Below are 13,966 nucleotides of genomic sequence, written 5' to 3' on the forward strand. Positions count from 1 at the left end.
AAAATAAATCTGTTGAGTTACATCATCCAAGCAATTTAGATTCGGCTAAATCAGTCGCTTCTGAATTGCCTGAGAGCACCAGGATGTCGTTAGCTTGTAAACGCAAGTCTGGGGTGAGATCTAATTTGACATAGTCAGCGCCACCAACTTTTCGCCTGACTGCTTGTACGCTCACACCTTCATTTTCAAGATGCAACTCTTCAAGAGTCTGTCCAATACTGGCTGACTCCGGAAGCAAAGTAACCGAATGTAAACGCCATGACTCCTTGGAGTCCACTTCATCTGCAACACCACGGAAGTAACCACGCAGTAGGCTATAGCGAGCTTCGCGTGCACTTGTAATACGACGTACTACCTTACGCATAGGTACGCCCATCATCAACAAGACGTGTGAGGCCATCATGAGACTGCCCTCAATTAACTCGGGGACTACCTCAGTCGCACCAGCAGCTTGTAGCTTTGCTAAATCCGCATCATCTTTTGTACGCACCAATACCGTCATGCCAGGGCGAAGGCGCTCGACTTGATGCAATACCTTAAATGTTGCCGGGGTATCTGCATAGGTAATCACCACTGCCTTTGCCCTCGATAAGCCGGCAGCTACTAAATAATTTTCTCGACTAGCATCACCATAGACTACGTTGTCACCAGCAGCGGCGGCCTCTTTTACGCGATCTGGATCCATGTCTAAAGCAATGTAGGGAATTTTTTCTTGATCGAGCATGCGAGCTAAGCTTTGACCTGAGCGACCAAACCCACAAATGACGACATGGTTTTCTGTGCGGACACTTTTTGCCGCTACACGTGTCAGTGCCAGCGATTGCAATAGCCACTCATTACTCGAGAAGCGCATCGCAATACGATCGCTATATTGAATCAAGAATGGTGCGCCAAACATGGAGAGCAACATTGCCGCCAATACCGCTTGACTCAAAGCGGGATCGATCAAATCCAAACCATCGATTTGGTTTAAGAGAACGAAGCCGAATTCACCAGCCTGCGCTAAACATAAACCCGTCCGAATAGAGATGCCAGGGCTTGAGCCAAAAGCGCGTGACAGTAAAGCAATCAAACCAAACTTAAAGACTAGAGGTCCAATCAGCAAGAGAAGGACAAGCATCCACTGTTGATAGATCACCTCGAAATCAAGCAACATACCAACGGTAATAAAGAAGAGACCCAAGAGCACATCCCTAAAGGGCTTGACGTCCTCTTCCACTTGATGGCGATAAGGCGTCTCTGCAATCAACATGCCTGCCAAGAAAGCCCCGAGCGCTAGTGATAAGCCAAAGTGCTCAGTAAGGCCCGCCATACCCAAAACAATAAGCAAAAGGTTGAGCATGAAGAGCTCTTGGGAGCGCAACTTGGCGACCAAACTAAACCAACGACTCATTAAGGTTTGGCCAATTACAAAAATCAGAACTAAGGCCACTGTAATTTTGATAGAAGCTGCGGATAGCGCCAAAAATAGATCCCCGGGATTCTTGCCCAGTGAGGGCAACAAAATCAACAGGAATACCACTGCCAAATCTTGGAATAACAAAATACCGATGATGTTGCGACCATGCTCGGTTTCGATTTCTGAGCGATCAGCAATGAGTTTGGTGACAATGGCAGTTGAAGACATTGCTAAGGCGCCTCCCAGAGCAATGGCAGCCTGCCAAGAAATTGGGTAAATCCAGTTCATTAGCAAGCTAGCGGGGACTGCCAGGAGCATAGTCAAAATGACCTGACTGCCTCCCAAGCCAAATACAATGGTTCGCATAGCCCGCAGCTTATGGAGATTGAATTCTAGGCCAATCGAAAACATCAAGAAAACCACGCCAAATTCAGCTAAATACTTTACTGTGGCGGAATCATTGGCCAAACCAAGGGCATGCGGCCCAATTAGGACGCCGATGGCTAGATAGCCCAAAATAGGGGGTAGCCCAAAATAGCGGAAAATAACTACCCCGGCCACTCCGGAGGCCAGCAAGATGAGAGTTAACTGAAGGACTGACGGCATATACTCACCCCATGATAGCTAAGACTCGTGACCGAACCCTAAAGCTTGCGCGTGACACTCTCACTATTGAGGCTGCTGCACTGCACACAATGCGTGATCGCCTTGAAGGCGCGAACGCGGATGCCCTCGTATTGGCAGTAGATCTACTGCACTCCTGCAAAGGACGCATTGTCGTCTCTGGAATTGGCAAATCTGGTCATATTGCTCGAAAAATTGCAGCTACCTTTGCTTCTACTGGCTCACCCGCTTTTTTTGTCCACCCTGCGGAAGCCAGTCATGGCGACCTTGGGATGGTGACTCGTGATGATGTCTTTGTTGCACTCTCTAATTCAGGTGAGACCGACGAGCTGCTCACTATCGTACCGATCGTTAAGCGCACTGGCGCAAAACTGATTGCATTTACCGGTGCGCCAAATTCTTCTTTAGCAAAGTTGGCAGATGCTCATTTAGATACCAGCGTTGAAAAAGAAGCTTGCCCACTTAACTTAGCACCAACCACCAGCACAACCGCAGCACTAGCTATGGGCGACGCTCTAGCCGTTGCTCTTTTAGACGCTCGCGGCTTTCAAGCTGAAGATTTTCAACGCTCACACCCAGGCGGTCGCTTGGGTCGTAAACAACTCATGCATGTCAGTGAAGTCATGCGCAACCTTGATGAGACTCCTAAGATTGCAATCTCCGCATCACTGCAAGATGCTTTACTCGAGATGACTGCTAAGCGCATGGGCATGGTGGTTACTTTAGATAAGGCAAATAAAGTTGCCGGCATTTTTACTGATGGTGACTTACGTCGCCTATTAGAGAAGAGCACCAATTTAGATGGCCTCACTTTAGAAAAAGCGATTACCTCAGCACCGCGCACAATTCCTCCGGAGCTACTAGCAGAAGAGGCTATTGAGATGATGGAAAAACATCGTATCAATCATTTGGTGGTAACCGATCCAAACGGCGCACTGCTTGGTGCATTGAACCTGCATGATCTATTTGCCGCCAAGGTTATTTAAGCTACTTACTTACCAACAAATCATTCATTTACTCAACCTATGCCTAGCGCCTTTAACGTTCACAACACCAACCCTCTAAGTCAATATCCACAGGCTTGGGAGCGCGCTGGAGCAGTTAAGCTTCTTGTTCTGGATGTTGATGGCGTACTGACAAATGGCCAGGTATTTATTGGCGAAAACGGCAAAGAATCTCTGAAGGCTTTTGATATTCAAGATGGATTGGGAATCAAGCTGTTAGAAAAAATTGGTATTCCAACAGCCATCATCACTGGACGTAGTTCCAAAATGGTTTTAGCCCGCTGCGATGAGCTAGGTATCAAGCACGTGCACATGGGCGTTGAAAATAAGGCTGCAGCCCTGGAAAAGATTTTGCAATCACTTGGACTGAAGTCATTCGACTGCGCTGTGATGGGTGATGATTGGCCTGATTTTCAGATGATGAAGTCTGCAGGCTTAAAGGTATGCCCCTCACAAGGGCATGATGCTGTAAAAGAAACTGCTCACTTTGTTACAACGAGATCCGGCGGTAGTGGCGCTGTGCGTGAAGTCTGCGATCTGATCCTTAAAGCGCAAAACCGCTACGATGAATTACTTTCTCAGGCGCGCGCTTAAGGTCTTTGGCAATGCAACTGAATGCCCAACAAATCAAACTGAGTATCTGGCGTGCCTTATTACGTCTCATGCCTTTGATCTTGATGGGCACACTAACCCTCGTCACATTTTGGCTAGTCAAGAAAAGTGCGCCAGCAGAAAAATCTGCCATCGAACGCGTCCGCTTACATGAGCCCGATTACATTATCAGCAATGGCGCCTTGTCTGCACTCAATGAATCTGGCAACACTAAATATCGAGTATTAGGCAAGAAGGTGATTCACTATGACGATGATGCTTCAATCGATATTGAAACGCCTCGGATCCGCTTGTTCCCACCTGAAAAATCACCCGTTACCGTCAAAGCAGATACAGGTCATTTGGATGGTGACCTAACCATTCTCGATCTTATTGATAACGCCGAAATTTTTCGTCCTCCTCAAGCAGCTTCAGCAACTGAGCCTGCAAGACCTCGCATGCTTGCACGCTCCTCGTATTTCAAAGTGCTCATCAACGATGACGTTATTGAGACTGATAAACCCATTACGCTTGAGCAAGGTGTATCTGTTATGCGCTCAACTGATGGTGGCGTATTTAACAATATCGAACAAAGCATGGTTTTATCTGGGCAGGTAAGAGGCCGTATCGAGCGCGTTCAACCTGGAGTGCAGCCATGATCTGCCTGCGTAAACTCGGTCTATCTTTTGCGCTATTGACAGCCTGTTTTATTACCGCTACTCATGCTGAAAAAGCGGATCAAGATAAACCGGTTATTTTGGAAGCTGAAAAAGTTTCCGTGAATGACGTGCAGCAGGTTTATGAGCTTGATGGTCGGGTACTCTTAACCAAAGGTAGTATTTTGATTACCGGCGAAAAAGGTAACATCAAAGTTGATCCTGAGGGCTATGAATACGTTGATGTTCAGGGCAATCCTGAATCCACTGCCAGCTTTAGACAAAGACGTGAAGGGCCTGCCAATGAGTTCATGCAGGGTCGCGGTCAAACAGTTACCTACAATGCAAAAACTGAACTCCTTACTCTGACTGGGGATGCCAGCTTAAAGCGTCTGCACAATATGCAAATGCTGGATCAATTACGTGGCTGGAAAATTGACTACGACGATGTTCAGCAAAGCTATAAAGTCTCGCCGCCCGCAAACGCCAAAGCCGAAGACCTCCCGCTGGCTAGAGCCATCCTTTCACCAAGAAGAAAAGCTACACTAGAGAAATGACCACGGACTCCAGCAACAATCAAAACTCGGCAACCTTAAGCGCGCAGCATCTTCAAAAGCGCTATGGATCTCGTACAGTGGTACGCGACGTATCGATAGAGGTAAAGTGCGGCGAAGTGGTTGGACTCCTAGGTCCGAATGGCGCCGGCAAAACAACTTCGTTCTACATGATTGTTGGGCTTGTTCCTCTAGATGGTGGCAGTATTGTTCTAGACGGTACTGACATCACCCATCTTCCGATTCATGAACGCGCCCGCATGGGCTTGTCCTATCTCCCGCAAGAAGCTTCCGTATTCCGCAAGCTCAATGTGGCTGAAAATATTCAAGCCGTATTAGAACTACAAGTGCAAGGCGGTAAGCCATTAAGCAAGGCGGAGATAGCACATCGCTTAGATGAGCTCTTGGGCGAACTCCAAATCAGCCATCTTCGCGACAACCCTGCTCTCTCTCTGTCCGGAGGCGAACGTCGTCGTGTTGAGATTGCTAGAGCCCTAGCCTCCCAACCTAAGTTCATTCTGCTGGATGAGCCTTTTGCCGGTGTTGATCCCATTGCAGTTGGAGAGATTCAGCGGATTGTGCGCTTCTTAAGAGACCGGCAAATTGGCGTCCTCATCACCGACCACAATGTTCGAGAAACTTTAGGCATCTGTGACCACGCCTACATCATCAGCGAAGGTAGCGTGCTCGCATCTGGCAAGCCAGACCAAATCATTGAGAATGATGCCGTCAGAAGAGTTTACCTAGGCGAAAACTTCCGCATGTAAATATTCAGATTTTTGAGTATTTATTAAATAAAATGATCTGCCCCCTTGGTTTTCAGCAAAATCGCTGATACGCTGGAGGCTCATGAAGTTCATTTCCGTATAAACAAGTACAACATTACAGGGGCATGCTGCGCACCCCGGGTAATTATTTGCGCATGCATTTTGTTTTGCTATGAATAGGAGCTGCTGATGAATCTGAAAATTAATAGCCGTCATGTTGAAGTTACTCCAGCCATGCGTTCCCACCTCGAAGCCGGGTTAGCCAAAATTCGCAAACACTTTGACCATGTCCTAGATGCTTCTGCATTTTTGATTGTCGATAACGCCAAAGAAAAAAATCTTCGTCAAGCAGCAGAGATCACGATTCACCTCAAAGGCAAGGATCTTTTTGCTGAAGCGCATAACGCTGATCTCTATCATGCTATGGATGCGGTGGTGGATAAACTTGAACGTCAAGTAGTCAAGCACAAAGAAAAAATCCAAGATCATCACCACGAAAAACATTTTGAGTGATGCTTAGCGTCAGGACACCTATAATCAACCGACATGAATGCCCTGACCAATCTTTTCGCATTAGACCGCATTGCCTTAAATAGCCCGTGTAAAAATCGGGCTGAGGCATTTGCGGCCGCAGGACAACTCTTTGCCAAGCAAGCGGGATTAGAAGCTGAAGCAATTGTTGGCTTCTTAAACGCTCGTGAGGACCTGGGCTCAACTGCATTAGGTGCTGGCGTAGCCATCCCCCATGGTCGCGTAAAGGGACTCAAGCAACCGATTGCCGCCTTCGTCAAATTAAAAGAGCAAATTGAATTTGCCGCACCCGATGGTGAAGCTGTTTCTATTTTGATTTTTTTGCTCGTACCAGAAAAAGCAACTCAGCAGCATCTAGAAATTCTGTCCTCGATTGCACAACTCCTATCTGACCAAGATGCCCGTAAGTCACTTGCCTCAGAAGATAGTCCAGAGAAGGTGTGCCAGCTGCTACAAACTTGGGGCTCAGCTTGACCACCCAGCCCTTACTCCTTGAGGGAGTTACAGCCCAGCAGATCTTTGATGACAATGTATCTGACTTAAAACTCTCTTGGATTGGCGGCCTAGAGGGTGCAGACCGCAAATTTCTACCAGAAGCTGTTAAAGCAGCCGCAGCTAGCTCGGATCTAGTGGGCCACTTAAACCTGATTCACCCGAGCCGTATTCAGATTTTTGGTGAACAAGAGGTTTACTATCATGCCGAACTAGAGCCAAAGCAAAGACAAGAGCAGATCTCCAGCTTAATTTCTAAGACGCCTCCTTGTGTCATTGTGGCTGATGGCAAAGCAGCTGACGCCGATCTACAACTCTTTTGCCAAAGATCCTCAACCCCACTTTTTACAACCGCTATCTCAGCCGCTGAGGTAATTGATCACCTGCGCACCTATCTCACTAAGATTGGTGCGCCTCAGATCACCATGCATGGTGTATTTATGGACATCTTAGGCTTAGGAGTCTTAATCATGGGTGAATCTGGTTTAGGCAAAAGCGAATTGGGTCTAGAGCTGATTTCTCGTGGTCACGGTTTGGTAGCTGATGATGCTGTGGACTTTGCTCGTCTCGGCCCAGACTATATTGAGGGTCGTTGCCCTGTGATCTTGCGGAACCTCTTAGAGGTTCGTGGACTGGGATTATTGGATATTCGCACCATCTTTGGTGAAACAGCCGTTCGCCGTAAATTGAAGTTACGTTTGATAGTTCAGTTGGTTCGTCGTAATGATGGTGAGTTTGAGCGCCTTCCTTTGGAAGCGCAGCACATTAGCGTGTTGGGTATCCCGATCAGAACCGTCAAAATTCAGGTGGCTGCAGGGCGCAACTTAGCGGTTCTCGTAGAAGCCGCAGTGCGCAATACTATTTTGCAATTACGCGGCATTGATACCTTAAAAGAATTCATGGAGCGCCAGCGTTTACAAATGAATGCTGAGGCTGAATCTTCTAAGTCACAAGGTCGACTGATTTAATATGCAAATCAATCTGATTACCGGCATCTCCGGCTCAGGTAAATCAGTTGCTCTGAGGGCCTTTGAGGATGCAGGCTATGACTGTGTAGACAATCTTCCGGTCACCCTTCTAGAAAGCCTCATCACTACGCTAGAAAACGAAAAGAGCGAGCGTGTTGCGGTAGCTATTGATGCTCGTCGTGGTCAATCCATTTCGGAGCTACCCCAGATCCTAGAAAACCTACGCCGTAACCATCAAGTGCGAGTTGTTTTCTTAAACGCTGATACCAATACGCTGATCCAGCGCTTCTCTGAGACTCGTCGTCGCCATCCACTCTCCGGAAAAACACAACAGACCCAAGCCGCTACCTTGATCGAGGCAATTGATAAGGAGCGTAGTCTCTTAGAGCCCTTGCGTAGTCAAGCCCATAGTATTGATACCAGCAATCTACCTGCCCATGCGCTGCGCTCATGGATACAAGATCTTCTCAAAGATAAGCCTCAAGGGCTTAGCGTGATTTTTGAATCTTTTGGATTTAAAAAAGGTTTGCCGAGCGAAGCAGACCTCGTATTTGACGTTCGCTGTCTACCCAACCCACACTACGACAAAGTATTACGTCCTCTATCTGGGAAAGACCAACCCGTTCGCGAGTTCTTGGAAAAAATCCCTGAAGTCGTCAGCATGGAAAATGACATTATTCAATTCATTGAAAAATGGTTACCCCACTATATTGCGGATGGTCGCAGCTATCTGACTGTTGCTATCGGCTGTACTGGCGGACAACATCGCTCAGTCTATCTAGTGAGTCGCATCATTGCGCATTTTCTGCCACAAAAAGATTTGGCAGCACTCCAGATTAATTTCTTAAGTCGTCACCGCGAGCTAGATTCAATCCCTGCAACAGCAGTTTGATTGGTTGAGGTAAGCCGTACTTTCCGAGCTGACGCAAGGGAACCCACTTCAAGTCATCGCCCGAGAATGTCACAGCATCGCTTGAAGTTACATGCCAAATCTGCATCCATAAACGTCGATGCGTAAAGATATGCTTAATCTCCACTCCTCGCTCAATGGGTTTGCAACTCTTTAAAGTGCTAGAGATCTTTTCATCTGGCAGCACAAGCTGAAATAACTCCTTCGTAGTCAAAGCAAGTAGATTGTTGACTGAAGGTTTAACGTTTTTTTCTTTAGCTCGCCAAGAAGACTCTGGTAAAGACCACAGTCCGCCCCAGATAGCTTTGTCTGGACGCCTTTGCAGCAAAACCGAATCGCCATGCCTGAGTAACAACATATCGCAATTAAATTCAGGGGATTTTGCTTTGATTACTTTACGAGGCAATAGCAATACTTGATCACTGAGATTGGCTTGGCATTCTTTTTCAAATGGGCATTTCTTTTCACCACTCAAACACACAGGCTTGCGAGAGGTGCACCAGGTTGCCCCAAAATCCATCAGGGCCTGTGTATATACCGGCATATCCACACCTTTTTTTGGAAGGAGTGTTTTGGCGATCAACCACAATGCATCGTTTACTGATTTTTCTTGGATGGCGCCCTCTATGCCAAATAGTCTTGCCAAAATCCGCTTGACGTTCGCATCCAGAATTGGCGCCCGCCCATAAAATGCAAAAGCCGCTATGGCGCCTGCAGTCGATCTACCAATGCCCTTAAGTTGCTCGAGCAATACTGGGTCAGCAGGAAACTTTCCTCCAAACTCCATCATGACTTGCTTGGCACAGGCATGAAGGTTGCGAGCACGTGTGTAGTAGCCGAGCCCCGCCCATTCTGCCAAGACATCATCTAAGGGCGCAGCAGCCAACTTCTTAACGGTCGGAAAACGTTTCATGAAGCGGGGATAGCGCTCCAGAACAGTAGCCACTTGAGTTTGTTGCAACATGATTTCAGAAACCCATACTGCGTAGGGATCTCGAATACTTTGCCATGGCAAGCCTTGACGCCCATCCTTGCCATGCCAAGCGATGAGCTTGGTGGCGAAGTTCTTAATCAGCGCTTCTGACATTGGGGACAAAAATAAGTAGATCGTTGACCTTGCACTATTTGCTTAATCGGCGTCTTGCATACCTTGCAAGGTTGATCTTTACGATCATAAACTTTGGTTTGCACCATGAAGTGCCCTGGGTCACCTTCGCTATTTACAAAATCTTTTAAGGTGCTACCGCCGGCAGCAATTGCTTTTTTCAAAATCGATCTCACTGCAGCAGCGAGTCGAGAACACTGCGGACGAGTGAGCTTTCCAGCAGCCTTTGCCGGATGAATTCCCGCCTCAAACAAACTTTCTGAGCAATAGATGTTGCCTACACCCACCACAGCTTGGCCTGCCAATAGAAACTGCTTCACGGCAACGCTGCGCTTGCGTGAGCATTGATACAAGACTTCTGCGCCAAGTTCACCCTCAAACTCGGATGAAAAAGGTTCGACCCCGAGTTTTTGTAATAGCGCGTAGCTCTCAATCGGCCCCTTAGATTTTGAGTGCCATAAAACAGCGCCAAACTTTCGGGGGTCATGCAAACGCAAACTCAGCTTGCCAAACTCAAAGGTCACGCGATCATGCAGCTTCAGGGGATCACTGCCAGGTAGCACGCGCAATGTTCCCGTCATGCCTAGGTGCAGCAATAGGTGACCGGCATCGAACTCCATTAAGAGATATTTGCCTCGGCGCTCAATTCCCAAGACTTTCTGACCAGAGAGCAGCGTATTTAAATTGCTCGGCACTGGCCAACGCAAGCGACCATCAATAATTTTGACTGCACTCACCCTACGGCCCTCTAAATGGGGAGCAATACCCAATCGGGTAACTTCGACTTCTGGGAGTTCTGGCATGAATGAATTGTAGATTCGCGGATTAGAATGTGCTCATGACCAAATTTTCATTAAAGCCTTCTTTAAGGGCCTTATTGCTCGCAGCTGGACTTGGATTAAGTCTTTCCTCCAATCATGCTGGCGCCAAAACCAGCAGCCTTGATAGCGGCCAAGCTGTATTTGAGGTCTTGGCCTCGGAGATCGCACTACAACGCGGTGAAGCAGGCCTGGCCTACAACACCTATTTAGAGCTTGCTCGACAGCTAGATGACCCTCGTTTGGCACAAAGGGCTATGGAGATCGCTATCACTGCAGGCGCGCCCGATCTGGCGCTCCAAGCCGCACAAACTTGGGATAGCTTAGCGGGGCCAAAACAAACCAAACCTAAAGAAGTACTCGTCACCCTCTTAATCCTGAATCAACGCTGGTCAGATGCAGTCAAGCCCGCGATCTCACTATTGAATCAGCAGACTCCAGCGCAGCGTGAAATTACTTTGCTGCAGATTCAGGCACTACTAGCTAAGGCTACTGATGAATCAGAAGCCTTAAGAGCTTTCTACGAAATAGTATCCGCAGTGAAACCGGAGCCAAAAGATCCAGGGCTGCTCTACACCTACGCTATGTCTGCTGAAAAGTCAGGACAAATCGAAGTGATGGAGAAAACTCTACGCGAAATCTTGCGCAAGAATCCAAATGACGTTAACAGTCTTAACGCACTTGGTTACTCGCTAGCTGATCGTAACCAAAAATTACCAGAAGCATTTAAGCTCATTAGCAAAGCGCATCAACTCTCCCCTAAAGATGGTTTTATTTTGGATAGTCTTGGTTGGGTGAACTTTCGCATGGGTAAAAATGCGCTAGCACTTGAACAACTGCAACAAGCATTTAATATGAAGCCCGAGGCAGACATTGCCGCGCATATTGGCGAAGTACTGTGGGTCATGAATCGCCCAATCGAAGCTGAAGATATGTGGCGCAAAGGACAGCAATTAGATGCCAACAATCCCACTCTCAAAGAAACTTTGAAGCGCTTAAAGCCAGATTGGTCAGTTGCGGATACCGCCCTCAAAGGCTCATGGGATGGGCGTTTCTCTGTAAAGATCACTGGACTTACCGAAAGCAAAAATCAAGGTGGTTCAGGCGGATTTACTTTGACTCAAGATGCGCTTACGGATGTATTGGAAATTCGTAATCCTATTGGTGGATCGATTGCCAAAATTACGATTAAGCCTGGTGAAGCAATTCTTGAGCGTGATGGTCAATTCACTACGGCAATTGATGCTGACACCCTTATTCAAAATACATTAGGACTTCCGCTTCCTGCTCGTGGTTTATCTGACTGGTTGCGCGGACAAACGCGCCCCGGTAGCACTGCGAGCGTCGAGCAAAACGCAAAGGGACAAGTCAGCAAAATTACGCAAGATGGCTGGACCTTGAATTACAACTGGAACAATGCTCAGCGTTTAGAAAAACTCACAATGACTCGCAGTTCCAATATCGGGTCGATTGATATCCGCTTGGTTTTTGATACTCCGAACGAGTGATGTGTGAATGATGAGTAATGCGATAGAACTTCGTTGCCCCGCAAAGCTCAATCTTTTTCTACATATTGTTGGGCGCCGTAATGATGGCTACCATCTACTGCAATCTGTTTTTCAGTTGATTGATTGGTGTGATGTACTCACCTTGAAGCTTATTCCAGAAAACGAGGTTCGTCGTATCGACCCTATTCCTGGAGTCCCTCCTGAGCAAGACTTAGTCGTTCGCGCAGCCCAACTCCTCAAAGAGCACTGCAAGATTGATCGGGGGGTCGAAATCGGCCTCGAGAAAAATATTCCGATGGGAGCAGGCCTCGGCGGCGGATCCTCTGATGCAGCATCTACCCTCATTGGTCTTAATGCACTTTGGGATCTGCATCTCGATATCGCTACCCTCTGCCAGCTTGGCCTAAAACTCGGTGCCGATGTGCCATTTTTCATCTTTGGCCGAAATGCCTTTGTTGAGGGGGTTGGAGAGAAATTACAAGCAATATCCTTGGAAACCCAAGACTTTGTAGTGATCTTCCCCAACCAGGGAATTGCGACCGCTCAGATTTTTCAAGACCCTCAATTGACCCGAGATCACGCTCCGATTACAATAGATCGCTTTCTTGCATCGCCAAGGTCATATCAATCAAATGATTGTCAGGCAGTAGCGGTGCAGAAATGTCCTGAAGTGAAGCAAGCATTAGATTGGATTTACAAGGCAGTGCCGGGTTCGGCGCCTTGCATGTCTGGCTCTGGAAGTAGCGTTTTTGCCGCCTTAGACCCTAAGACGGACACCGCGAATCTGGAAATTCTTCTGCAAAATCTTCCAAAAGGATGGATAGGTCGAATTGTTCGGGGGCTAAATAAAAATCCCGCTTACAATTTGATTTCTTCAGATTGACCTGTAGGGGAATCGCCAAGCTGGTTAAGGCACTGGATTTTGATTCCAGCATGCGAAGGTTCGAATCCTTCTTCCCCTGCCAACCACTGTAGATACGACCAAAAGACATCCATTCGACCCACACCAAAATTCCAAAATCACCTATGTCCGCCCCAATGAACGCTGATTTACTGACTCTTTTCACAGGCAATGCAAATCCGGTTTTGGCCCATGCGGTAGCCAAAGAGCTCAACCTCCCAATGGGAAAAGCATTCGTTGGTCGATTCTCTGATGGTGAAATCCAGGTAGAAATTCAAGAAAACGTTCGCGGTAAAAACGTGGTTGTTATCCAATCCACTTGCGCTCCAACAAACGATAGTTTGATGGAGCTCATGATCATGATTGATGCCCTAAAACGAGCATCAGCAAGCCGCATAACCGCAGTGATCCCTTACTTCGGTTATGCCAGACAAGATCGTCGCCCGCGCTCAGCCCGGGTTGCTATTTCAGCCAGAATCGTTGCAAACATGCTCCAGTCCGTTGCCGGCGTTGAGCGAGTTTTAACCATGGATCTCCATGCTGACCAAATTCAGGGTTTCTTCGATATCCCAGTAGATAACATTTATGCCTCCCCAGTTCTATTGGCTGATCTAGAAGCTCAAAAAACCAAAAAAGATCTCATCATCGTTTCACCAGATATCGGCGGTGTAGTTCGCGCCCGCGCGATGGCTAAGCAGTTGGGTACAGATTTGGCGATTATTGATAAACGCCGCCCTAAGGCAAACGTGTCAGAAGTAATGCACCTTATCGGCGAAGTAGAAGGCCGCCATTGCGTCATCATGGATGACATCATTGATACCGGCGGAACGCTCTGTAAAGCCGCTGAGGCGCTAAAAGAACGTGGCGCTAAGGGCGTTACCGCCTACTGTACTCATGCCGTCCTGTCCGGCGGTGCTGTTGCCCGTATTGCCGCCTCAGAATTAGATGAATTAGTCGTTACTGACACTATTCCATTGACTCCAGAGGCAATGAAGGTGTCAAAAATTCGCCAATTAAGCGTTGCCCCCATCCTTGCTGAGACCCTTTCCCGCATTAGCAAGGGTGATTCAGTGATGTCGATGTTCGCTGAATAAGCCAAAAACAGCGTTTCTATCCCTGTTTTTGGCAGTTTTGAGCC

At 47.6% G+C, this 13,966-nt stretch carries 15 protein-coding genes and 1 tRNA gene; 13 read left to right on the top strand and 3 right to left on the bottom strand.

The window, feature by feature from the left end; translation table 11 throughout:
* Positions 1 to 22: 22 nt before the first annotated feature.
* Positions 23 to 2,005 (bottom strand): monovalent cation:proton antiporter family protein, encoded by a 1,983-nt coding sequence (locus ICN14_RS05660; RefSeq protein WP_216225553.1) that lies wholly within the window; start codon positions 2,003 to 2,005, stop codon positions 23 to 25.
* Positions 2,006 to 2,016: 11 nt separating this feature from the next.
* On the opposite strand from ICN14_RS05660, the gene ICN14_RS05665 reads away from it, so the two are divergent.
* From ICN14_RS05665 to rapZ, 9 genes are all read left to right on the top strand, one after another.
* Entirely contained in the window at positions 2,017 to 3,009 is a 993-nt protein-coding gene (locus tag ICN14_RS05665) for an SIS domain-containing protein (RefSeq protein ID WP_216225554.1), read from the top strand.
* Between the two features lie 39 nt (positions 3,010 to 3,048).
* Entirely contained in the window at positions 3,049 to 3,621 is a 573-nt protein-coding gene (locus tag ICN14_RS05670; RefSeq protein ID WP_216225555.1) for an HAD family hydrolase, read from the top strand.
* A gap of 11 nt (positions 3,622 to 3,632) precedes the next feature.
* Positions 3,633 to 4,277, top strand: a complete 645-nt coding sequence (gene lptC / locus ICN14_RS05675) for an LPS export ABC transporter periplasmic protein LptC (RefSeq protein ID WP_216225556.1) — start codon at positions 3,633 to 3,635, stop codon at positions 4,275 to 4,277.
* Positions 4,274 to 4,831: a lipopolysaccharide transport periplasmic protein LptA gene (lptA, locus tag ICN14_RS05680; protein ID WP_216225557.1), complete on the top strand. Its 558-nt coding sequence runs from the start codon at positions 4,274 to 4,276 to the stop codon at positions 4,829 to 4,831. Before lptC ends, lptA begins: the two co-directional genes overlap by 4 nt.
* On the top strand, positions 4,828 to 5,595 hold the full coding sequence (gene lptB, locus ICN14_RS05685) for an LPS export ABC transporter ATP-binding protein (RefSeq protein WP_216225558.1): 768 nt from the start codon (positions 4,828 to 4,830) through the stop codon (positions 5,593 to 5,595). The genes lptA and lptB overlap by 4 nt, the downstream gene beginning before the upstream one ends.
* Positions 5,596 to 5,784: 189 nt before the next feature.
* Positions 5,785 to 6,108, top strand: coding sequence for a ribosome hibernation-promoting factor, HPF/YfiA family (gene hpf / locus ICN14_RS05690; RefSeq protein WP_114692000.1), 324 nt, complete (start codon positions 5,785 to 5,787; stop codon positions 6,106 to 6,108).
* A 33-nt stretch (positions 6,109 to 6,141) separates the two neighbouring features.
* Complete coding sequence (locus ICN14_RS05695; RefSeq protein WP_216225559.1) at positions 6,142 to 6,600, top strand: PTS sugar transporter subunit IIA; 459 nt, start codon at positions 6,142 to 6,144, stop codon at positions 6,598 to 6,600.
* Positions 6,597 to 7,586, top strand: a complete 990-nt coding sequence (hprK, locus tag ICN14_RS05700; RefSeq protein ID WP_216225560.1) for an HPr(Ser) kinase/phosphatase — start codon at positions 6,597 to 6,599, stop codon at positions 7,584 to 7,586. The genes ICN14_RS05695 and hprK overlap by 4 nt, the downstream gene beginning before the upstream one ends.
* 1 nt (position 7,587) lies before the next feature.
* Positions 7,588 to 8,478 carry an RNase adapter RapZ gene (gene rapZ / locus ICN14_RS05705; protein WP_216225561.1) on the top strand — a complete coding sequence of 297 codons (891 nt, stop codon included), beginning with the start codon at positions 7,588 to 7,590 and terminating at the stop codon, positions 8,476 to 8,478.
* On the opposite strand, the gene mutY is transcribed toward rapZ, so the two are convergent.
* Entirely contained in the window at positions 8,423 to 9,583 is a 1,161-nt protein-coding gene (gene mutY / locus ICN14_RS05710; protein ID WP_216225935.1) for an A/G-specific adenine glycosylase, read from the bottom strand. The two genes, rapZ and mutY, sit on opposite strands and share 56 nt — an antisense overlap.
* Positions 9,568 to 10,404 carry a bifunctional DNA-formamidopyrimidine glycosylase/DNA-(apurinic or apyrimidinic site) lyase gene (mutM, locus tag ICN14_RS05715; protein ID WP_216225562.1) on the bottom strand — a complete coding sequence of 279 codons (837 nt, stop codon included), beginning with the start codon at positions 10,402 to 10,404 and terminating at the stop codon, positions 9,568 to 9,570. Before mutM ends, mutY begins: the two co-directional genes overlap by 16 nt.
* Positions 10,405 to 10,439: 35 nt before the next feature.
* Here mutM and ICN14_RS05720 point away from each other — a divergent pair, with 35 nt between their 5' ends.
* The 4 genes from ICN14_RS05720 to ICN14_RS05735 all read left to right on the top strand — a co-directional run bounded on the left by ICN14_RS05720 (position 10,440) and on the right by ICN14_RS05735 (position 13,922).
* Entirely contained in the window at positions 10,440 to 11,927 is a 1,488-nt protein-coding gene (locus ICN14_RS05720; RefSeq protein WP_216225563.1) for a lipoprotein insertase outer membrane protein LolB, read from the top strand.
* A gap of 10 nt (positions 11,928 to 11,937) precedes the next feature.
* The gene (gene ispE, locus ICN14_RS05725; RefSeq protein WP_255535978.1) at positions 11,938 to 12,810 is read left to right on the top strand and encodes a 4-(cytidine 5'-diphospho)-2-C-methyl-D-erythritol kinase; all 873 of its coding nucleotides are present in this window, start codon (positions 11,938 to 11,940) and stop codon (positions 12,808 to 12,810) included.
* A 5-nt stretch (positions 12,811 to 12,815) separates the two neighbouring features.
* Positions 12,816 to 12,892, top strand: a tRNA-Gln gene (locus tag ICN14_RS05730).
* Positions 12,893 to 12,965: 73 nt separating this feature from the next.
* Positions 12,966 to 13,922, top strand: a complete 957-nt coding sequence (locus ICN14_RS05735; protein WP_216225565.1) for a ribose-phosphate pyrophosphokinase — start codon at positions 12,966 to 12,968, stop codon at positions 13,920 to 13,922.
* Positions 13,923 to 13,966 lie beyond the last annotated feature (44 nt).

Origin of the sequence: Polynucleobacter sp. MG-27-Goln-C1, from assembly GCF_018881905.1 — a bacterium.
Taxonomy (GTDB): Bacteria; Pseudomonadota; Gammaproteobacteria; order Burkholderiales; family Burkholderiaceae; genus Polynucleobacter.

Coding starts and splice junctions, on each gene's coding strand:
- ICN14_RS05660 (WP_216225553.1), bottom strand. CDS start 2,005: ATGCCGTCAGTCCTTCAGTTAACTCTCATCTTGCTGGCCTCCGGAGTG.
- ICN14_RS05665 (WP_216225554.1), top strand. CDS start 2,017: ATGATAGCTAAGACTCGTGACCGAACCCTAAAGCTTGCGCGTGACACT.
- ICN14_RS05670 (WP_216225555.1), top strand. CDS start 3,049: ATGCCTAGCGCCTTTAACGTTCACAACACCAACCCTCTAAGTCAATAT.
- lptC (WP_216225556.1), top strand. CDS start 3,633: ATGCAACTGAATGCCCAACAAATCAAACTGAGTATCTGGCGTGCCTTA.
- lptA (WP_216225557.1), top strand. CDS start 4,274: ATGATCTGCCTGCGTAAACTCGGTCTATCTTTTGCGCTATTGACAGCC.
- lptB (WP_216225558.1), top strand. CDS start 4,828: ATGACCACGGACTCCAGCAACAATCAAAACTCGGCAACCTTAAGCGCG.
- hpf (WP_114692000.1), top strand. CDS start 5,785: ATGAATCTGAAAATTAATAGCCGTCATGTTGAAGTTACTCCAGCCATG.
- ICN14_RS05695 (WP_216225559.1), top strand. CDS start 6,142: ATGAATGCCCTGACCAATCTTTTCGCATTAGACCGCATTGCCTTAAAT.
- rapZ (WP_216225561.1), top strand. CDS start 7,588: ATGCAAATCAATCTGATTACCGGCATCTCCGGCTCAGGTAAATCAGTT.
- mutY (WP_216225935.1), bottom strand. CDS start 9,583: ATGTCAGAAGCGCTGATTAAGAACTTCGCCACCAAGCTCATCGCTTGG.
- mutM (WP_216225562.1), bottom strand. CDS start 10,404: ATGCCAGAACTCCCAGAAGTCGAAGTTACCCGATTGGGTATTGCTCCC.
- ICN14_RS05720 (WP_216225563.1), top strand. CDS start 10,440: ATGACCAAATTTTCATTAAAGCCTTCTTTAAGGGCCTTATTGCTCGCA.
- ispE (WP_255535978.1), top strand. CDS start 11,938: ATGAGTAATGCGATAGAACTTCGTTGCCCCGCAAAGCTCAATCTTTTT.
- ICN14_RS05735 (WP_216225565.1), top strand. CDS start 12,966: ATGAACGCTGATTTACTGACTCTTTTCACAGGCAATGCAAATCCGGTT.